The sequence below is a fragment of the Streptococcus sp. E24BD genome, from assembly GCF_041807825.1.
Classification (GTDB): domain Bacteria; phylum Bacillota; class Bacilli; order Lactobacillales; family Streptococcaceae; genus Streptococcus; species Streptococcus entericus.
Window position 1 is genome coordinate 58,957 of record NZ_JBGTZB010000005.1, and the last position, 20,454, is coordinate 79,410.

General features: G+C 42.3%; 23 protein-coding genes. 3 read left to right on the forward strand and 20 right to left on the reverse strand.

Annotated elements, in window-relative coordinates:
* Positions 1–2 precede the first annotated feature (2 nt).
* Entirely contained in the window at positions 3–557 is a 555-nt protein-coding gene (locus tag ACERC5_RS02105; protein ID WP_373660040.1) for a cysteine hydrolase family protein, read from the forward strand.
* 308 nt (positions 558–865) lie between these two features.
* Here the strand turns inward: ACERC5_RS02105 and ACERC5_RS02110 are convergent, their stop codons facing one another.
* From ACERC5_RS02110 to ACERC5_RS02150, 9 genes are all read right to left on the reverse strand, one after another.
* A complete protein-coding gene (locus ACERC5_RS02110) occupies positions 866–1,114 on the reverse strand; it encodes a DUF3165 family protein (RefSeq protein WP_373658629.1) in 249 nt (82 codons plus the stop codon).
* A 15-nt stretch (positions 1,115–1,129) separates the two neighbouring features.
* Complete coding sequence (gene typA, locus ACERC5_RS02115; RefSeq protein ID WP_373658628.1) at positions 1,130–2,974, reverse strand: translational GTPase TypA; 1,845 nt, start codon at positions 2,972–2,974, stop codon at positions 1,130–1,132.
* A 559-nt stretch (positions 2,975–3,533) separates the two neighbouring features.
* Positions 3,534–3,839, reverse strand: a complete 306-nt coding sequence (locus ACERC5_RS02120) for a hypothetical protein (RefSeq protein ID WP_373660041.1) — start codon at positions 3,837–3,839, stop codon at positions 3,534–3,536.
* A gap of 563 nt (positions 3,840–4,402) precedes the next feature.
* Entirely contained in the window at positions 4,403–4,669 is a 267-nt protein-coding gene (locus tag ACERC5_RS02125; RefSeq protein ID WP_373658627.1) for a hypothetical protein, read from the reverse strand.
* 251 nt (positions 4,670–4,920) lie between these two features.
* A complete protein-coding gene (locus ACERC5_RS02130; RefSeq protein ID WP_373658626.1) occupies positions 4,921–5,367 on the reverse strand; it encodes a hypothetical protein in 447 nt (148 codons plus the stop codon).
* A gap of 99 nt (positions 5,368–5,466) precedes the next feature.
* Positions 5,467–6,261, reverse strand: coding sequence for a hypothetical protein (locus ACERC5_RS02135; RefSeq protein WP_373658625.1), 795 nt, complete (start codon positions 6,259–6,261; stop codon positions 5,467–5,469).
* Positions 6,258–6,725, reverse strand: coding sequence for an AraC family transcriptional regulator (locus ACERC5_RS02140; protein WP_373658624.1), 468 nt, complete (start codon positions 6,723–6,725; stop codon positions 6,258–6,260). The genes ACERC5_RS02135 and ACERC5_RS02140 overlap by 4 nt, the downstream gene beginning before the upstream one ends.
* On the reverse strand, positions 6,718–8,937 hold the full coding sequence (locus tag ACERC5_RS02145; RefSeq protein ID WP_373658623.1) for a peptidase domain-containing ABC transporter: 2,220 nt from the start codon (positions 8,935–8,937) through the stop codon (positions 6,718–6,720). The genes ACERC5_RS02140 and ACERC5_RS02145 overlap by 8 nt, the downstream gene beginning before the upstream one ends.
* Positions 8,938–8,976: 39 nt before the next feature.
* Complete coding sequence (locus tag ACERC5_RS02150) at positions 8,977–9,144, reverse strand: hypothetical protein (protein WP_373658621.1); 168 nt, start codon at positions 9,142–9,144, stop codon at positions 8,977–8,979.
* Between the two features lie 190 nt (positions 9,145–9,334).
* Between ACERC5_RS02150 and ACERC5_RS02155 the strand changes: the two genes are divergently transcribed.
* Positions 9,335–10,195: a helix-turn-helix domain-containing protein gene (locus ACERC5_RS02155; RefSeq protein ID WP_373658620.1), complete on the forward strand. Its 861-nt coding sequence runs from the start codon at positions 9,335–9,337 to the stop codon at positions 10,193–10,195.
* Between the two features lie 53 nt (positions 10,196–10,248).
* Here the strand turns inward: ACERC5_RS02155 and ACERC5_RS02160 are convergent, their stop codons facing one another.
* From ACERC5_RS02160 to ACERC5_RS02170, 3 genes are read right to left on the reverse strand one after another with little or no spacing between them, the layout of a single operon-like run.
* The gene (locus tag ACERC5_RS02160) at positions 10,249–10,635 is read right to left on the reverse strand and encodes a rhodanese-like domain-containing protein (RefSeq protein WP_373660045.1); all 387 of its coding nucleotides are present in this window, start codon (positions 10,633–10,635) and stop codon (positions 10,249–10,251) included.
* 21 nt (positions 10,636–10,656) lie between these two features.
* Entirely contained in the window at positions 10,657–11,628 is a 972-nt protein-coding gene (locus ACERC5_RS02165; RefSeq protein WP_373658619.1) for an ROK family glucokinase, read from the reverse strand.
* Positions 11,621–11,836 (reverse strand): YqgQ family protein, encoded by a 216-nt coding sequence (locus ACERC5_RS02170; protein WP_373658618.1) that lies wholly within the window; start codon positions 11,834–11,836, stop codon positions 11,621–11,623. Before ACERC5_RS02170 ends, ACERC5_RS02165 begins: the two co-directional genes overlap by 8 nt.
* Before the next feature lie 108 nt (positions 11,837–11,944).
* On the opposite strand from ACERC5_RS02170, the gene ACERC5_RS02175 reads away from it, so the two are divergent.
* A complete protein-coding gene (locus tag ACERC5_RS02175) occupies positions 11,945–12,763 on the forward strand; it encodes a MurR/RpiR family transcriptional regulator (protein WP_373658617.1) in 819 nt (272 codons plus the stop codon).
* Positions 12,764–12,783: 20 nt separating this feature from the next.
* Here ACERC5_RS02175 and ACERC5_RS02180 read toward each other — a convergent pair whose 3' ends face one another.
* The 8 genes from ACERC5_RS02180 to ACERC5_RS02215 all read right to left on the reverse strand — a co-directional run bounded on the left by ACERC5_RS02180 (position 12,784) and on the right by ACERC5_RS02215 (position 20,266).
* Positions 12,784–13,752, reverse strand: coding sequence for an acetylxylan esterase (locus ACERC5_RS02180; protein ID WP_373660042.1), 969 nt, complete (start codon positions 13,750–13,752; stop codon positions 12,784–12,786).
* Positions 13,753–13,801: 49 nt separating this feature from the next.
* A complete protein-coding gene (locus tag ACERC5_RS02185; RefSeq protein WP_373658615.1) occupies positions 13,802–14,686 on the reverse strand; it encodes an ROK family protein in 885 nt (294 codons plus the stop codon).
* A gap of 66 nt (positions 14,687–14,752) precedes the next feature.
* Positions 14,753–15,667: a dihydrodipicolinate synthase family protein gene (locus ACERC5_RS02190; protein WP_373660043.1), complete on the reverse strand. Its 915-nt coding sequence runs from the start codon at positions 15,665–15,667 to the stop codon at positions 14,753–14,755.
* A 225-nt stretch (positions 15,668–15,892) separates the two neighbouring features.
* Entirely contained in the window at positions 15,893–16,537 is a 645-nt protein-coding gene (locus tag ACERC5_RS02195; RefSeq protein ID WP_373658613.1) for a DUF624 domain-containing protein, read from the reverse strand.
* A 58-nt stretch (positions 16,538–16,595) separates the two neighbouring features.
* Positions 16,596–17,048 carry a YhcH/YjgK/YiaL family protein gene (locus ACERC5_RS02200; protein WP_018367966.1) on the reverse strand — a complete coding sequence of 151 codons (453 nt, stop codon included), beginning with the start codon at positions 17,046–17,048 and terminating at the stop codon, positions 16,596–16,598.
* 89 nt (positions 17,049–17,137) lie between these two features.
* Complete coding sequence (locus tag ACERC5_RS02205) at positions 17,138–17,971, reverse strand: carbohydrate ABC transporter permease (protein ID WP_373660044.1); 834 nt, start codon at positions 17,969–17,971, stop codon at positions 17,138–17,140.
* Positions 17,972–17,981: 10 nt separating this feature from the next.
* Positions 17,982–18,848, reverse strand: a complete 867-nt coding sequence (locus ACERC5_RS02210) for a carbohydrate ABC transporter permease (protein WP_040798436.1) — start codon at positions 18,846–18,848, stop codon at positions 17,982–17,984.
* 104 nt (positions 18,849–18,952) lie between these two features.
* Positions 18,953–20,266: an ABC transporter substrate-binding protein gene (locus tag ACERC5_RS02215; protein ID WP_018367963.1), complete on the reverse strand. Its 1,314-nt coding sequence runs from the start codon at positions 20,264–20,266 to the stop codon at positions 18,953–18,955.
* Positions 20,267–20,454: the final 188 nt, after the last annotated feature.

Sequence of the window (20,454 nt, forward strand, 5' to 3'; positions counted from 1 at the left end):
AAATGGCTAAAGCTTTGATTTGTATTGATTATACCGTTGATTTTGTAGCTGATGAGGGGAAGTTAACTGCAGGAAAGCCTGCCCAAGCTATTGAGCAGGCGATGTCTCGCTCCGTTCAAACCGCCTATAATCGGGGAGATTATGTTTTCTTTGCGATTGACTGTCATGATGACAACGATCACTTTCACCCTGAATCAAGACTTTTTCCCCCACATAGCATCAAGGGGACTGCGGGGCGTCGTCTCTACGGTCAGTTACATGACGTTTTTCAAACTATCAAAACCTCCGACCGTGTCTTCTGGTTAGACAAACGTCACTACTCTGCATTTTCCGGCACGGACTTAGATATTCGGCTAAGGGAGCGGGGCGTGACAACTGTCATTCTAACAGGTGTCTTAACTGATATTTGTGTCCTTCATACGGCAATCTCAGCCTATAATCTTGGTTATCAGATCGAAATTATCGCTGACGCTGTTGCCACACTTGACCAAAATCGACAAGAATGGGCATTGGCTCATTTCGAGACCGTTCTTGGGACAACTGTGACAACCTTATAAACGCCTATCTCTGAATCTCTATTGCAAATCAACTGACTAAGGTTCTGATACTTCTCTATCCTTGTATCAAATAACACCAGTTGGTGCTTAGATGAACAGCTAAATAATTAAAAGTAAATATCTATTAAAAATAGCAACTAGCTATTTTTAATTTTGGTCAACAGTTGGGAGCGCCATACATATAGATAGGACTCATGTTAAATAAAAGACCATCAAAAATAACTGACCAAAGGTAGCGTTTGAAGGCATACTACCCTTGGTCAGTTTTCATTTGTCATCTAGTTGTTCAACTGGATTAGATCCTGATGTTAACCTTTGTTTTTAGGAGATAGTTTTTCGACGTCTCTCAAGGTGAACACCCCAAGAATTGTCATGAGCAAGCCGACAAAAATTTCTGGTGGCGACTGCATCACTTTTATAAGCCCTAAAACTCCTAAAACCAAGCAGAGGGCTAGCACACCGACAACCAGTACGGTATTTAGCGTTCCCTTAATCGTCTTCGGTGCAGCAAAAATATAGTAGATAGCTAGTAATACGCCAACAATGAGATAAAACACCGCGACCTCCCTAGCTTACTCAGCTGCTAATTTTTTCTTTTTCGCTGCCTTATCACGCTCTGCTTTGTTGAGCACTTGTTTACGTAGGCGAATAGACTCAGGGGTAACTTCCATGTACTCGTCGTCGTTGAGGAATTCAAGAGATTCTTCCAAGGTCAAAATACGTGGGGTTTTAATCACAGCTGTCTGGTCTTTGGTTGCTGAACGGACGTTGGTCATCTGTTTGGCTGTGGTGATGTTCACCGTCAAATCGTTGTCGCGTGAATTTTCCCCGATAATCATACCTTCGTAGACTTCCGTGCCTGGGTTAACAAAGATTGTTCCGCGCTCCTCAATCCTCATGATGGAGTAGGTCGTTGCCTTCCCTTGGTCGATAGAGACGAGAGCACCACGGTGGCGACCGCCAATCTCACCAGCAACCATCGGCAGGTATTGGTCAAAGGTGTGGTTCATAATCCCGTAACCACGGGTCATGGATAGGAACTCGGTTGAAAAACCAATCAAGCCACGAGCTGGAATGAGGAAAATCAGACGCGTCTGACCGTTACCGACCATCTGCATGTCCAACATATCCCCTTTGCGCTCAGACAGGGCTTGGATAATAGCGCCTTGATACTCTTCTGGGGTGTCGATTTGTACGCGTTCAAAGGGTTCGCATTTGACACCGTCAATCTCCTTGATAATCACTTCTGGTCGAGAGACTTGAAGTTCATAACCCTCACGGCGCATGGTTTCGATGATGATAGAAAGGTGCAACTCACCACGTCCAGACACCGTCCACTTGTCAGGTGAGTCGGTTGGCTCCACGCGCAGGGAAACATCGGTTTGAAGCTCAGCCAAGAGGCGTTCTTCCAATTTACGAGAGGTCACCCACTTACCTTCACGACCTGCAAATGGGGAATTGTTGACAAGGAAGGTCATCTGGAGGGTCGGCTCATCGATACGAAGCACTGGCAGGGCTTCAACTGCATCTGTCGGCGTCACTGTTTCTCCGACAAAGATGTCCTCCATCCCTGAAACAGCAATCAAATCCCCCGCTTTAGCTTCTTGGATTTCCTTGCGCTCTAAGCCGAAGAAACCAAAGAGCTTGGTCACACGGAAGTTCTTGGTCGTGCCATCGAGCTTAGACAGGGTCACTTGGTCACCGACCTTAACCGTACCACGGAAGACACGACCGATACCGATACGACCAACAAAGTCGTTGTAATCAAGGAGCGATACTTGGAACTGGAGTGGCTCGTCAGAATTATCCACTGGTGCTGGGATATGCTCGATGATAGTATCAAAGAGGTGGCTCATGGTCTTTTCTTGATCCGCAGGATCATCTGATAAGGATGTTGTCCCGTTGATGGCTGACGCATAGACAACTGGAAATTCCAGCTGATCATCGTCAGCGCCAAGTTCGATGAAGAGTTCCAAGACTTCATCGACAACTTCTGCTGGACGAGCAGATGGTTTGTCAATCTTGTTAACCACCACAATCGGTGTCAAATCTTGTTCCAGAGCTTTCTTCAACACAAAACGAGTCTGAGGCATGGTACCCTCGTAAGCATCAACAACCAGCACAACACCATCAACCATTTTCATGATCCGCTCAACCTCACCGCCGAAGTCCGCGTGACCTGGGGTGTCCATGATATTGATACGCACATCATTATAAGCAACAGCTGTGTTTTTTGCCAAAATAGTGATGCCACGCTCTTTTTCGATGTCATTTGAATCCATAGCCCGCTCCGACAACTCTGTCCGCGCATCGAGGGTCTGGGATTGCTTGAGCAACTCATCTACCAAGGTTGTCTTTCCGTGGTCAACGTGGGCGATGATGGCAATGTTTCTAATATCTGTACGTAAAGTGGTCATAATTTCCTCTTTTTTCTAGTTTAACTGAACCATTATAGCATACTTTTTGGGAAATAGCAGAGCTGATGATGGTGTAAATGTTTTCATTTGTAACCTAGCTAAAAAATCTATTCCTCTCTATTAGAAGTAATACTCAAAGAAAATCACCATCAGACCAGGAAACGAGTCGACGGCTGTACTGATGGTACGGCTAGGCGAGTTGACGACGTCTGATTTTCAAAGAGTATAAGTTCACTTTAGAAATTTGATTATAGAGCCTTTGAAACGTAAAAAACTTCCATATGATTCATAATTAAAGCGATTAACCTCCGCTTTAAAAGATTCATATGGAACTACCACGTTTTATTACAAATTTCTAACGGTAACAAATCGCTTAATTCAAATCACAGTTAATTACTTATAGCCACCTTTCAAAATAGATATTAACAAGAATAACTGAGATAGTACTATCATGATAAGTACAATATTTAACGAATCAAATTTTTCCCGTGATAAGAAAAAAGCAACTGAAAGCATTATAAGCACTAAAGCTTGCACGATTCCTATTATTCTCAGCATATCATCCTCGACCAGTAACTAAGGCATAGTATCTATTTTCAAAACCAAGCATAATTGTCGCACCTACCGATCCAAATGCAACTATCATAGCACCTCTAATAGCCCACTTGTTTCGTTGATAATCAGAATTTTTATATCCTGAATAATAGACTCTTTCTCCTAGTACATACCCTGTACTATATGACGCACCACCAATTGCTATAGCCAATGACACAATAGCAGCAACTGACATTGGTTCTCCCCCCTCAAGGTACATCATCTCTTCTTGCTCAAGGACAACATAGGTGTTTGGTAATACGAGTTCCATAAATTTTCTCCTTTATTTAGCGTGGTTAGACCAAGATCTAACAAAGTGGTTAGCGACATTGTTTTACGTATCATTCCGAATAGGCTTGCTAACATTTCCCTTTACTCTTACCATCAAATACAATTTTCCGAGTGATTGGTAGTCCCTGAAATAGCCAAAAATAGAGCACAACATTTAAAGTAAAGACACTGATAATATTTGCTAAATGAAGAGTTACTAGTTCTTCATAAAAATAAGTGAGTACAAAGAGTGAACTAGAAATGATATTCAGAATTTCATTCTGTAATTTTCTCTTTTGAAATAAAAAAATATATCCAAAAATGTACGATTTTAATCCTAAACTATTTCTATAGAACAGTATTCCAAAACTCAGCAGTAAAAAACCAACATAGTAGTTTGTGCTAAAATACAGCATGAACAAAGTAACTAATAACGTATAAATAAAAGAAATCATTTTAATAAACTCAATGTCCCTAGAGCATACCCTAAAAGAAATGTTAGTAACAAAACAATTACTCTCTGATAAGGTTTTAGCGATTTAAATTCTAAAAAATAACTGTTCTTCACCCAAATAAACTCCATGTTCCAATCGCATAGATAAAGGCCCCACCTGCTGCTAAACCCGTGACCCAAGCCCACACTGGAAGCATCCAAGCCATTTTCACACCTGTCCAGGCCATTTTTGCCATAGTTGTAGCATAAGTTATAGTTTCGCCATTTCTACTAGTCATGAAATTCCAAAGAGCTTTCGCAGCAAAAGCTATTGCTGAGACACCTAAAAGTGCTTTCAAATTAGAAATAGCTAATTCTTTTGACCACCCCCCCATCAAGATACATCATCTCCTCTTGTTCAAGGGCAATATAGTTGTTTGGTAATACGAGTTCCATAAATTTTCTCCTTTAATTTAGCGTGGTTAGACCAAGGTCTAACAAACTGAAAGACAACATTGTTTTACATCCCATCCTAGATATGCTCGCTAGCCTTTCCCTTAACGAGGAGGAATTTATCTAAAAATGAAGCTTAAAACCATCCTTATTGTTTAAAGCTCAGGAGTTCCAACAGCCAGTCCAGATAGGTCTCCTAATCATAGACAATCCTTGCTTCAACAGGCATGTCTTTTTGGAGGACGATAACCTCGTGATCATGTTTTAAGCTCACGGTCTCTAGCTCAATAAGCACTTTATAAAGGCTCACTGTCCCCTCCTTGGTTTCCTGGGTGATCGTCCCTGAGTCAAGCTGGGTCACACGACCCTTTAGAGTGCCGTATTTTTGACTGTTGACCCCTGTGATGGCCACATCAACCCGACTACCTAAACTAACTCTTGAGATGTCATTGGCCATCACGAAAGCCTCAACATAAGCTTCTCTTTGACTGCTAGAAATTTCGGCAACTGTTTGGTTGGTCTGAACACTCATCCCTTGCTTGAGAGGGGTTAGGTAGTGAAGAATCCCGTCACTTTGAGCAGTTAAATGATAGGCCTTATCCTGACCTGTTGCCACACCTAAGTTAGCATCTAATTCCATCATAGCCTTATTATTTGCCGTTCGTGCTGTTCCTAATTCACTGATGAGCTGGGCATAGGTACTATAAGATTGCGAGGTAGGGTCATTGTAGGAACGTTCGAGTTATTTAACACTTGATTGCTGACCCTCGATTTCCGTGACCTTAGCAGTCAAACTCGATTTTGTTGTTTCTATTTTTGAGGTTAACTCGGTCTGTCTGGTCTTATTTTGCTCCTCTTGAACAGTAGTTGACACTTCTGATTCTTGTTCTGCTGGCTGTTCTATTTCTGCTATAGGCTCTGGCTCTAAGACTGTTAGAGTTTGTAACTGTACCAGTTCATTCTGCTGGGTCTGCAAATCAAGTTCCAATTGATTTTTCTCTCCCCAAAGCTTATTTAACTTGGCATACTCATCTTGCAACTTATCATACTGACTGCCGTTGCTATAACTTTCAGATTTTAGCTGAGACAAGTAATATTCCACCTTGCCATAATACTCCTGCTCCTCCCCCGTATTGGTCATATAGTTGATTTTCTCATTGAGCGACTGCTCATATTTTTGGAAAATAGCTTCCTTAGCTTTCAACTTATCCAACTGTTTGTTCAAAGACTCGGCCTGTAGCCCTTCCTGACCACTAGAGAGAGATAAGATAACCTCTCCTACTGTTACCATCTCTCCTTCTGCCTTGTGCATGGTCACGATTTTTCCAGGAGCAACAGCAGATAGAAACTCTGTTCCTGTAATCACAGCACTCCCTCTCGCCTTGACGATATAGTTCTTAGGCAGATGAGCAGCCACAAACAAACCAGAAAACAACATTAGAGCCGTCGAAAAAATCAAGATAAAAGCGTAGGCTGGCGGTCTCTTATCAAAGAAAACCCTAGAATAACGTAAGTCTGATTTTTGATATAGTTTCATAGGCTCATCACAGGTCTAAAAATATCAACCGTCAGACGCTCAGGGGAAGATGCCACATAAACGGTGTAATTCGTACCGTCCGTCTGAATATCATTTTCGTAAATATGACACTCTAACTTGGAATATGCCAACTGTAAATACTCTGGGCTATCCTCAAACCGAAGGTAAAGGCAATTAGGAACTGTCAGCATCTCATAGACCTCATAAAATTTATCGTATTGTCTATAATCATGCGCCTGAACATAGAGCTCAAAATCCGTTGTCAACTGACCGTCATCGTGAATCTGAGTACCTCCACTTTTAACAACTAGAGGTCCAAAAACCTGTACCTTCAAGAGAGCTAGATGTTTCTGAAACTTGTCAATCGCTTCATCAACGGCATCTAGTTGCACACTTGATAACTTTTGGCAAATAACCTGTTTTAGAACGAGTTTTTTCTGCTCCTTAATCTCTAATTTAGCCATAACTAACCTCCTCTGTCTCCATGATTAGTGTTTGCTGACTGGTTTGCTGTAAAGAAATATGTTGCAAACCAATCATCTGGGCATATTTGCCCTTTTGAGCCATCAGTTGCTCATGTGTGCCATATTCAACAATGGCTCCATTCTCCAAGAGACAAATCTTGTCACAACGTAAAATCGTAGATAAGCGATGGGCAACAATAATCGTTGTCTTCCCCATAATCCTGTTAAACATCAACTCCTGGATAATATGCTCACTAAAGGAATCCAAGTTAGATGTCGCTTCATCAAAAATGTATAAATCTGCTTGACCGAGCAAAGCCCTTGCAATGGCTAGACGCTGTTTTTCACCACCAGAAAAATTTTGACCTCCTTCTTCAACAAAAGAGCCGTAGCGGTTCTGCAAACGCTGGATAGTATCGTGAACCCCCACCAAACGACAGACCCTGACCATATCTTCATAAGTTGCATCTGGATGACCAACTTTGAGGTTGTCAATGATGGTTCCTGAAAAGAGTTCCACATTTTGAGGAATGTAGGCAATTTTTTGACGTAAGCGTCCATAATTTAGGTCAACCAAGTCATGTGAACCAATTCGAATCTGTCCACTATTAGGATCTATAAAGCGAAGCAACAAGCGCACCAAGGTACTCTTGCCCGCACCACTTTCTCCGACAAAAGCAATCTTCTCTCCTTGTTTAATTTCCAAATTAAAATCCTTCAAAATCGGTGGTCGTGAACCATAGGCATAGGTCACATTGGAAAATATAATGTCTCCGAGTAAATCAAAGTCGAAGACACTATAGTCCTCCGCTTGATCTTCTCGGTCAACGGACATCAATTCTTCCAAGCGACTAACCGCTACTTGAACTTCTTGAAAGGTTAATTGCAAGCTCACCAGGTTCTGAACGGGCTCTGTAAAATACTGACTAAGCGTCTGAAACACCAGTAAATCCCCGACCGTCATCTTACCATCAATGATAAATAAAGCACCCATCCCCATAAAGACCAGACCACCTAAGGTAGCCACTACAGAGGAAATAGTTGATTGAAGATTTTGTAAGACCCCTTCCTTATAACCAATTTCCAGAGTATGGACAAATTTCTCTTCAATCTTATCAAGGCGTTGCCGCTCATCGTGTTGGGATTTTATGGTATCAATGTTTCGGATTGACTCAATCAATTGAGAGTTCAAAAGGCTCCCCGCCTCCATCTGCTCCTGATTAATGGTTTTGTAGGGCTTTTTAAAACAATAAATCAAAACAATGTTGACCATAACCATCAGAACTAAAATCAAAAACAAAGAAGAATTAATCGTCCATAAAACCACAGCACTAATAAGAGACAAGCTAATATCCATCACAAGTGAAATAGATGCCGATGTAAAGACACTTTTGATGGTCATAGCATCTTGAAATCTAGTCAAAACGTCCCCGACCCGACGACTTCCAAAAAAACTATAAGGCAGATGAATGATGTGGTCATAATAGCCTAACAAGACAGGAATATCAATCTTTCTGGACAGAAAGAGAAGAATATGTTGCCTAAAAGCTGATAACAGACTCTGTAAAAAAGACACGACGCCAAAAACAAGTAAAAATAGATAAAGACTGTTCTTTAAACCATAGGGAATGACCTCATCCATGATAACCTTAGAAAAGAGACTAGATAGAATACCAAGAACACTCAGGAGAAATGATGCCAAGATAACCGTCAACACCAAGCTCTTTTGACTGACAATCAGCCTCGCAAATAATCGCCACAAGCCCTGATTTTTTAATCGTCCCTTCTCAAATTCTGAATTTGGTACCATAAAAAGAGCAATGCCTTGATAAATCTTTTCTAACTCTTCCTCACTCAGGGTATTTAAACCCCTAGCAGGATCGGCAACCAAGTATCGTCCTCCTTTTTTTAGAGCGTGTAAGACAACAAAATGATTTTGACCTTGTTCATTCTTAACTTGCAAGATAGCTGGAAAAGTCACACCAGTCGTCAAGTCAGATTGAGCTACCCTAACAGCTCTCACAGTGAAATTAAGCTTTTCCAGTCCTGTCACAATACCACTAACAGTTGTTCCGTACATATCTGTTCCGATAACTTCACGGATTTTCATAAGGGACAACTCTTTTTTATAAGTTCGCAAGATGGTAGAAACCACCGCCGCTGCACAATCAGACTGATCGTGTTGCATAGTACACGAATAATTTTTAAACATAGTGACCTCTCAAAAAACAAGGATTAGGGAGATGAATTGCTAGTTAGCCCTCCCAACATCAATTCCCTTGTCACTTGATGTTGTTTTGACGGTTTCATAATCCACGCCTCTATCGGGCTTAGAAGATCCCGTTGGTTTCATTCCCCAAACAAGAAAACTTGCCAGTAACACTGCTGTAAGTTTCCAAAAAGACACTTTTTTCTTCATAAATTGTAACCCCTTTCTGAGTTGATTCTATCATATACCTGTGAAACTGTCAATTATTTTTAAGTGTTATTTGATTTTTTTAAAAAAAAAATTCTAAAAAGAATATACCTTGGTTTGTTTTTGCCTTTTATCCATAAAACTGATATAATAAAGTTCATCACATCAAAACTTCTAGAAAGACAAGTTAAGAATGAACAGCATTTCAGAAAAACTAAAAAGCAAGCGAAAAGAAAGAGGTTTGTCACAAAAACAGTTGGCTGAAAATATCTGTGAACAAAGTCAAATTAGCAAAATTGAACGAGGTAACTATATGCCTTCCGCTGACTTGCTTTATAAAATCGCTCAACGATTAAAAGTCCCGTTAGACTATTTTTTTAATGACCAGTTTGAAGTTAGTTCTAGCCTCAGCCAGTTTAAACAGGTAGCCCAGCGTTTCCTAGACAATCGCAACTACAAAGATTTGGCCTACATCCTTGATTTAGAAAAACAAAAAAAAGCCTTTCTCTCCACCGAAGATAGGACCTATCTTGACTGGATACAGGCATTATTAGATTTTTACCTCTACGACAAACAAGAGTTAGCTATCGAGGCAGTCGAAAGAATTTTGCCCTTCATATCGCCTAAAACAGCCCTCTACCTAAAAGTTCTCAACACTCTCTGTAATTTCTACTCCACAGTCGGAAAAAATCAAGATTATGAAGATAACTACAAAAAATTACTAGCTGCTTACCAAGGAAAAGATTTAAATCATCAAGAATTGCTTTGGGGCTATATCCGAGCCAGGCACAATCATGTTTATCATCTCCTAGAAAAGGATAAAAACCTAGAAGCAGTTAATGAGGCTTTAGAAACCATTGCCCTTTGCAAAGAAAAACAAACCAGCTATCAACTGGCACCCCTGCTAATTCTTGTGGGAAATGCTGGGCTCAGTTTCTTAGATAAAGAACAAGCTCACCACTACTATCTCCAAGCCAGGGAGCTCTGCAAAATATATGATCACCCTCAACTACTGATGACAATTGAAACCTATCTCAATCAACAGAATAAGTAAAAGGAGGGGAAACTATTCCTTCTCCTTTTAACTTAATCCCTCTTCAAAAAAATCTATTTCACTTTCCCCTCCCAGCTCTCAAAGCCTTCGCTGAGCACATAAATATCTGTGAAGCCTGATTTTTTAAGGATAAGAGCCGCACGACCTGCCGCTTGCCCTCTGGCCCCCTCATAGATGAGGACAGGCTTGTTTTTACGAAGAGCTGGTAAAGAAGCTTCAAACTGAGCTTTTGGCAGCATTGGAAAATTTCTCGCCCCTAAAATATGCTTTTGTTGGAAAAGTTTTGGGTCACGTATATCAATCAGTTGCCCGCCTGCACGAATCAGCTCCTGAAAGGTAGCATTCGATACATAGTTAGCTGCCTTTTTTAGTCGGAAGTAGTTCCAAATAATGTAGGCAATCAAGACAAGAACAAGTAACCATGCAGCTACCGTTATCATAACATCAGACATAGCTCCTCCTTATGCTGTTACAAACTGACTAGCCAAGCTGGCTGCCCCGATAATGCCCGCATCGTTACCCAGCTCTGCTATTTTCAAAACAGTTGACTGACGTACCTGTGGGAAGGTAAAGCACACAAAATACTTCTCAATCCGAGCGCGCAAGAACTCACCAGCAGCAGATACCCCACCACCGAAGACCACGGCATCAGGGTTTAAAATGTTAGAGATGTTGGCCGCTGCCAGCCCTAGATAGAAGCCGACCTGCTCCACCACGCTATCTGCGAAAGCATCTCCAGCCTCAGCTGCCACAAAAATATCCTTGCTGGTTACCTCGTCTCCGTTGTCAATCGCCGCTTTAATACTGGAGTCACCCTCATAACTCTCTGCCAAAAGACGAGCGACCCGAACAACTCCTGTCGCTGAAGCCACCGTTTCCAGACAGCCACTATTGCCACAAGTACAAGCAAAGCCTCCGTCCGGTTCAACAATGATGTGCCCAATCTCGCCACCAGCACCAGCCACACCGTGAATCAGGTTGCCATCAGCAATAATCCCACCGCCAACACCAGTTCCCAGCGTCACAAAAACCACATCTGGCTTATTATCTCCCGCACCAACCCAGCGCTCGCCCAAGGCCGCCACATTGGCATCATTGTCGATGGCAAAGGGGATACCCAGTTCTTGGGCAATAGCAGCCCCCACCGCCTGAGTTTTAGCCCAGTTGAGGTTAAAGGCTCCTGTCACCGTTTTTTGTTCACGATCCACTGCACCTGGGGATCCCATGCCAATGCCTGCGATGTCTGAGGGTTTCATCCCGTACAGTTCCAAACGGTGCTTGATAGACGCGATAATGTCAGGGACAATATGGCGCCCTTCCTCCAGAATATTGGTCTCAATGGCCCATTTTTCCTGTACCTGACCGTCTAAGGTCAGAATACCAAACTTCACCGTTGTACCACCAAGGTCAATCCCAATCAATTTCTTAGCCATGTTTGTTCTCCTCACGTTCTATCTCGATCTTGTGTTCTCGTCGTAAAATCAACTGAGCCAGCAGATACTCCTCACGCGCCACTAACTCCTGATCATAAAGCCGTTTGAGCTCAATCTGCATGACCTCAATGTCATAAAGACGTTTACCCATGTAGATAATCAGCCCAAAACGTTTGAGCAATTGCTGCACATCGTAGAGTGTTTTCATAGGGCTATTGTAGCAAAAATACGGCTATTTTTCAAGAGTAGATAAGGAGTTTACAACCTATTCTGCCATTTTATGGTACAATAGAAAAAAGGAGTTAAAGGACACATCATGCCACAGCATATCATCGCTCAAATCGAATCTTGTCTCGATGACATGACTCGTCTCGAACAAGACATTGCCTCTTATTTTTTAGATGCTCAAAACAAACATTACGACCTTAGCTCAGCTGCTGTTAGTCAGCAGCTCCACGTCTCTCCTGCAGCTCTCACCAGATTTGCTCAAAAGTGTGGCTTTAAGGGCTATCGTGAATTTATTTTTGAATACGAAAATTCGCAAAAGCATCTGGATAGCCAGTTCCAACATATTCACCGTGACTTAACCAAACGCGTGCTGGTCGACTACAAAGAGATTGTCGACATGACAAATGCCTTGGTTGACGAGGATAAGTTGGAACGAGTAGCTCATCTTTTGGACAAGGCTAGCCGTGTTTATTTTTACGGCATCGGTAGCTCTGGTTTAGTAGCGCGCGAGACCAAACTACGGTTCACTCGTCTAGGACTCGTCTGCGATGCGATAACGGATGCCGATAACATGGTCTGGACGAACAGCATCTTAGATGAAACGTGTCTAGTCTTTGCCCTGTCCTTGACCGGACAAACTCAGTCTATCCTCAATTCTTTGGAGATTGCTGCCAAAAAGGGAGCTAAGACTGTGCTCATTTCCACACAAAATCCTGATGGTTTTGTCTTTGACGAACACGTTGCCGTTGCTTCTGTACGACACCTTAACTACGGCAACCGTATTTCACCGCAGTTGCCTCTACTGATGATGATCGACATCATCTATGCTTACTACCTGTCTATTGATAAGACAACCAAAGAGACTATCTTTAAGGATACTTTGGTAGACGATAACAATCTCCGCTAGTTTTCTAGCGGAGACTTATTTTATCGCCGAATAATCCTTGAGCCAAAGATAAAATCATAGATGTAATCGTTAACTTTGACGTTCAAAGCTTCGTGACCATACTCAGGCAAGATTTTCATCTCTTTTTGGCAAGGCAACCGATTATAAATCGCAAATTGGGTGGATGGTGAGCAGATTTCATCTTCCAAACCAACAACAAAGGCTACTGGGCAGGTGATTCGATGAGCTAAGTTTTTGATGTCGATGTAAGATAAGTTAGCTAAGAAATCATGCTCTGTCTCATGGAATGGATCTGAAAACTTGAAGTAACGGAAAAGTTCATTGTAAGGTTCGCTGTTATCACCTAACTCTAAAATCCGTTTAAAATCAGATAAGAATGGGTAAATTGAGGCTGTTTTTGTGATTTTAGGATTGAGAGCTGCTGCAACAAGCGCCAATGCCCCACCCTGAGACGCTCCATAGCTAACAAGAGTTGAGTCATCAACAAATTCCTGAGCCGCAATGATGTTGACCAGTTGGTAAACATCCAGGTAGATGTCTTTATAAAAGAGTTTGTGCGGTCCTTCCAAAGCTCCTCGAATCACCTGACCTTTGACCGTCATGCCGTCGAATTGACCATGGTCAACAGACCGTCCAGCTTGCCCGCGGACGTCCATATAGACCACACCATAACCAGCAGCAACAAATTTCAAACTTTCTGTCCAGTCAGGACTTTGTCCCTGATAGCCGTGGAAGTAAAAGAGGACAGGCACTTTTTTATCTGTCTTTGGAAAAATACATTTGGCAAAGACCTGACCACCATTTGTCCCATCAAACCAGAGTTCATAGCAGGTAGCAGACGGCAAGGCAAAATCCTGCTCCACCAATCGGTAGTTAGGCAACTCTGGTAATCTATCTAACTCAGCTTGCCAAAACTCATCAAAATCACTTGGCACCTCATGGCGACCACGATAAGTCTGCATTTCCTGCAAACTCATATTATCAATCATGTTGTCTCTCCTGTATCGTTCATTTTGTTATTGGGTAGAGAAAGCAATCTTACCCTTGTTTTTGCCTAAAATGATAGTAAGCACCTAACATGCCTGCAGCATTTTCATGTTCTGCAAAAGCCAGTCTGGTCTTATCTGCAATACTTGGCACGAGATGTTTCTTCAAGGCAGCAGCAATTTTGTCTTGTAAAAACGCTCTCTGAGCCATAATGCCCCCACCCAGAACAACGACCTCTGGATTAACCACATAGCAGAGATTAGCAATGCCTTGACCCAAATAGTCAACTAATCGATCAATGGCTGCAAGGCAGATCGGGTGACCACTTTTAGCTTCTTCAAAGATACGAAGACCGTTCCACTGGCTAATATCATCTCCTGTGGACTTTGCGACGTCCGCAATCAAGGCTGTCGTTGATGCTAAATCTTGAAAAGCACCATCAGAGATATGTAGGTAACCAATCTCACAGGCAGAATTGCTAAAGCCGTGGAAAATTTTGCCATCAATCAGCAAACTTCCCCCAATACCTGTTCCAATCGTCAGGCAAGCAGCAATCTTTGCGCCCTTAGCAGCTCCGCTATTAGCCTCTGCCAAACCGGCACAGTTAACATCATTTTCTGCTTCGCATGGTAGGCCAAATTCACGTTCAATTGTCGCTTTAAAGGCTGTGCCAGCATAGTTTGGAATCTGAGGTCCTGCATAGAACACCTCTCCCTTATCAGGGTCAATCATGCCAGCTGACGAAATCCCAACACCTACCAATTGGTGTTCCGCTTGATAAGTGGCGACAATCTGTCTGACCTTATCAAGAATAGCTGGCCCACCTAAATGAGCTTCGGTATCAATCTTGTGTTGTTCCAAAATCGTTCCGATATCATCAACTAGCCCATACTTTATCTGAGTGCCACCAATATCAATGGCTACATATTTTGCCATAATATCCCTCCATCTAAAAAGGGACGAAGATGCTACCGACCTCCGACCCTGCTTTATTACCTTATCTTAACAAAATTTTGCCTTCGCAGCACGAATTAACTCGGCTGCTTTGTGAACAAGATCTTTGTCCTCTTCAACAACAGGAGCTAGCGGTGAGCGTACTGAACCCAGCTCTAGACCCTCAAGTTCTTTCAGAACAGCTTTAATAACAGCATACATGCTACCACGTCCGACAACTAAATGACCGATAATATTGTTAATCTCATACTGCAATGACTTAGCTGTTTCAAGGTCGCCTTGAGCAATTAACTCATCAAGTTTCAAGAAAAGTTCTGGCATAGCACCGTAGGTACCGCCAATACCACCAGCAGCACCCATCAGACGACCGCCAAGGAACTGCTCATCTGGACCGTTAAAGACCAATTTACCTGGAGCTAAGCTGTTAAAGATTTCAATATCTTGAACAGGCATAGAAGAGTTCTTCACACCGATGACACGAGGATTGTCAAGCATGGTACGGTACAAGGTTGGCGTCAAAGCTACACCAGCCAGTTGTGGAATATTGTAGATGATGAAGTCTGTGTTAGGCGCTGCATCACTAATGGCATTCCAATAAGCAGCGATAGCATGATCCGGCAAACGGAAATAAATCGGTGGAATAGCTGCAATGGCATCAACCCCCAATTCTTCTGAATGCTTAGCTAATTCAATAGAATCTTTAGTACTATTGCAAGCCACATGGTTGATGATGGTCAGCTTGCCTTTTGCAACAGCCATTACATTTTCCAGCACCAGCTTACGATCGGCCACACTTTGGTAGATACATTCGCCAGATGAACCGTTCACGTACAGTCCTTTGACACCCTTGTCAATAAAGTACTGGGTCAAAGCACGCACACCCTCGGGACTGACCTCACCAGCTTCATCGTAAGCGGCGTAGAATGCAGGAATAATACCGTAGTATTTGCTCAAATCTGACATAACTGTCTCCTTTTCTTTTCAGGTCATGGCAGAGCCACAACCAAATTTAGTGTTATTCTACTACTCTGGGTAGCAATTCAAATATGTTGTTTAATAATCAGGCTGTTAACCAGCTTACTTTCATTTTATCCCTTTTAGGAGGTTTTTCAAGAGTATTTCCCTATTTAGATTATAGTTTCTCGATTTAAGCCATTTCATCAGTTTCTGAAAAGAATTTCATATCGTCTAACGAACTGAGCGCTCAAAAATCTTTGTCATGATTAACATGTGCCCGTAAACCAGACTAGAGCAACCAATAATAAGAAGGAAAGCACACCCAAATACCAAGCCATAGGCTGAACTTGTCATCAGAAGTCCTAGTAGCCCAAGTACCACCAAGAGGAGTAGACTCCACTGGCCATTGATACCCGCTAGCAGGAAACTTTTGATGTAAAGGTCTTTCATCCTAAGTTCATACTGGGCTGCCACGGGATAGACGTATAGATGGAGCATCACTGATAGAAAAAGTACCGCATAGGCAACAATGGTCATCAGGGTAACCGGAAAGCCTTCGAACCCTTGAATGAGCCACAAATCCACAAGTGCCATACTTGTCACCAAAATTTCGACTAGACCAAGGAACAGCCCTTGTTTCCAGTTTTGACGGACATGCTTCCAATAACTAGACAGAAGTGACAAGCGCCCTCTTTCCCTTAGTTCTGTTGCAGTGGCATAAAGAGCCAGTTTTCCAATTCCTAGTGTAACGATAGGTAAACAGGTCAAGACAAAAAGAATGTTCAACAAGAGTAAATCGAAGAGACGTTCTGCCGCTCGCATAAACCCATTATCCAAGCCAAAAACAGCTTTCATCATTTCCCTAGATTTACTCATGTTTTCCTCCTACATTGCTACCATTTTTTGTTCGATGTCCATGCAACAAACTCAGTGATTAGTCAATCAAAATTTTAATCACGCCTTTTTTGACCTGGTAACCAGCCTTACCTAATTGACTAGGCTGATGGTACTCGCCAGGATAAACCATAATAAAGGTTTGCCCATCTAATTCAAAGTCAAGACCCACTGATGAGCGAATCAAACCAAAATCGTCTGCTTCATTAAATGGTTGAAGATCTGCGTCGACCGTCCGAGTGTAACGGAAGTTCTCATTTCCTGAGACCAGTAATTGCAAGTCCATATACTTGGCGTGGTACTCAAAACTCTCGCTAGGCTCGCTGTTCAGTGTGTTGTCTTGCAAGAGCAAGAATACCTTGTCCCCATCAATGGTATGGCGACCAATTTCCAACTGGCTGAGGTCGGTTTTAAGCAAATAGTCAATCGCCGTATCAATATTAGTATGCAAGCCTTTATAGCGGTCTAGCTTGCTCAAATCATCATAAATCATTTCAAATTCCTCGCTTTTTGACAGAATGAAAGCTGGCTAGCCGCTCTGCTATTATGCAAAGCGTCCAAACCAGCCATAACTCATTAGGTTTAACCTTTAACAGCTCCCATGGTAATCCCCTGAGTGAAGGATTTCTGGAAGATGAGGAAGACCGCCACAATCGGCACTGCAGCCAGAGCAGCACCAGCCATGATTAAACCATAGTTGGTTGCCAGTTCTGCTTGCAATGTGGCAACACCGAGTGAAATGGTCAAATTCTGACGAGAGGTCAGCATAACCAACTGCATGAAGTAATCGTTCCATGAGTTGATAAAGGTGAAAATTGCTAGCGCTGCAAAACCTGGTTTTACAATTGGGAAAGCGACGCTGACGAAGGTTCTGATCTCACCACAGCCATCAATTTTGGCAGATTCTAAGAGCTCAGTTGGGATATTTTCACTAAACTGCTTCATCAAGAAGACACCGAACGGCCAACCAACAAGCGGCAAGATGACAGCAGCTGGCGTATCGTGAATCCCCATAAAGTTGATGATACGAACCAAAGGCACCAAGACAACTTGTTTCGGCAAAGCCATGGCTGCTACAAAGAGAGAGAAGAGTAGCTTTTGTCCATAGAAACGTTTTTTCGCCAGTACATAGCCTGCTAAAGACGAGGTCACACAGACCAAAATCATGGTTGCCAAAGAGATGAACACAGAGTTCCATAGCCACTGCAAGGCAGGGTTTTGAACGGTCAGTTTCTCAAAGTTTTCAAAAGTTGGCGCAGCTGGCCACCATTGCGGCGGAATAACGATGGTATCAGGTTGTGACTTGAACGCCCCTGTCATAATCCAGTAAAATGGGAAAATAAACAGAACCGTCAAGAGCAACAAGATAATACTTGAAATAATACCAAAAGGTGTGAATGCTTTTTTCTGTTTCATACTTGACCTCCTAATATTCCACATCATTACCCAAGAACTTGAACTGGGCAAAACTGATGATGGCAATCAAGACCGCCAAGAAGACACCGATGGTGTTGGCATAGCCAAACTCAGTCAGCTTGAAGGCTTTCTCGTAAAGGTAGTACATTAAGGTACTGGTTGAGTAGTTCGGTCCACCAGATGTCAACAGCTGAATCAAAGCAAAAATCTGGAAGGAGTTAATCGTTGTGATAACTGTAATATATAGGGTAGTCGGCAAGAGGCTTGGCCATTTAATCTGCCAGAAAACCTGAAACTCATTTGCTCCGTCGATACGAGCAGCTTCTACTAAAGAGTTATCAATATTACCCATAGCAGCGATATAGAGAATGATTGGCTGACCAACTGATGTTGTCAACAAAATAATCATAATGGCCAACAGGGCCCACTGCTTATCACCCAGCCAGCTGATGTTCTGTTCAATGATGCCACCGCTCTTCAAAACAAAGTTTAGGATACCTGATAGCGGGTCGTAAATCCATTTCCAAACGACCGTTACAGCTACTGAACCAGTAACGACAGGCAAGAAGAAAACAAACCGATAGAATGAGCGAGAGATGACATTTTTCTCATAAGTCTGTGAGGCCACAAAGAGAGAGAAAAAGACAACAATTGGTACAGACCCCACCACGATGATGAGCGTGTTGATCAAGGATTTAATAAAAACTTCATCATTAAATAAACGAATGTAGTTATCTAAACCAATAAAGGTAAACTCAGTTTGTGTATAACGGAAAAAGCTCGTCACAAAGCCCATAATCATTGGAGCTAACACAAATACTGTAAAGAAGACCAATATCGGTGCGAGAAAGGTATAGGATACAATGGTTTCTCGCATTTTTAATTTATTAACTTGCATAGAAACTCCTCTACTAAGAACTGTAAAATCCCCCATTTTTTCTGTCTTTTGGGGCTGAAAAAGCGGGGGATTTACAATTTCAATTATTTCTTAATTGTCGCATTAGCTTGCTCTGTAAATTCTTTCAAAGCAGCTGCTGGCTCTTTATCACCATTAGATACAGCTTGAAGAGTTGGGAACCACAATGTTCTCATTTCTGCAAAGCCATCAATAGTGTTGTAGTATGGAGAGTAGTACTTAGTCCACTCACTGATTTTTGCCATACGATCATCGTTGTAGAGGCTACCAAATGATGTACGAACAGGGAATGCTCCTGTGCGAACAACGTTCTTAGGTCCCCACTCAGCATCATCAGCGATGAATTGGATAAATTTCTTAGATGCAGCAACTTTAGCATCGTCATTGTTAAAGATTGCAAAACCATTTACAAGGTACTCGAGGTCTGCTTTACCATCTTCTGATGGGAACGGTACTTCTACAACTTCAACCTTAGATGATTCAAGCAATTTAGCTTGCAAACCATTTTGAGCTGGTGCCCAAAGGATAGTGTATGATGTTTGTCCGTTAGCAAAGTTTTGGATATCATCACCACCGTTGTATTGTGAACCATTGAGGATGTAACCTTTATCCATCCAGTCTTTCACGCTAGAGAGAGCCTTGATGAATTGTTCAGAGTCAGTTGTGTATTTAGTGACTTCAGGGTCAGTGATTGATCCACTGTAGAGGTTAGCAAGGAAAGCACGTGTTCCTTGGTCACCACCTTGACCATTGGCAAAGAGTGAACCAGCATTGTAGCCTTTATCTTTGAGGGCTTTGATAACTTTTTCAAAGTCTGCTGTTGTCCAACCATCTTTTACCAAGTCAGCTACACCAGCGTCTTCTAACATTGCCTTGTTAAAGGCCATATAGAATGGTGCAGATGAAATTGGGTACATGTAAGCTGTATCTCCAGCCTTAGACGCTTTAACAATGTTAGGGTCAACGTCTTTTTCAAAATCTGCTGTAAAGAGGTCGTTCAATTCAGCCAACTTACCATTTTTTCCGTAAGTGATGATACGTCCTGGTGCGTCAAAGAGAACATCAGGCGCAGTACCTGCTTCGATAGCTGTTGTGATTTTTTCTGGACCTGAAGCAAAGTCGATGGTTTCCAACTTCACATCAATATCTGGGTTAGCTTTTTCAAATGCATCAATGATTTTTTGCTCGTAAGTACCAGCACCATCGCTTGCATTTTCTTGAGTAAAGACTGGGAATGCCCACCAAGTGATTTCTGTTTTTGCACCACCTGATGCTGCTTCAGACGAAGCTGGTGTTTCTGCAGACTTAGAACCACATGCAGCCAAAGCCAAAACAGCAGTACCAGTCAACAATGACGCCATCAATTTTTTCATTTTCATGAGAAATTCTCCTTAAAAATTTTTTTATTTTTTTACAACGATAATGATAAGGGATTATAGTTTAATCCGTTTGCCGGTCTCAAGGTCAAAGAAATGCCCCTTAGACACATTGAGTGCTAACTCGACAGTTGAGCCTGGTACCAAGTAATCTGTCGCTGAAACGCGTGCAGAGAACTCCTGCTCACCCA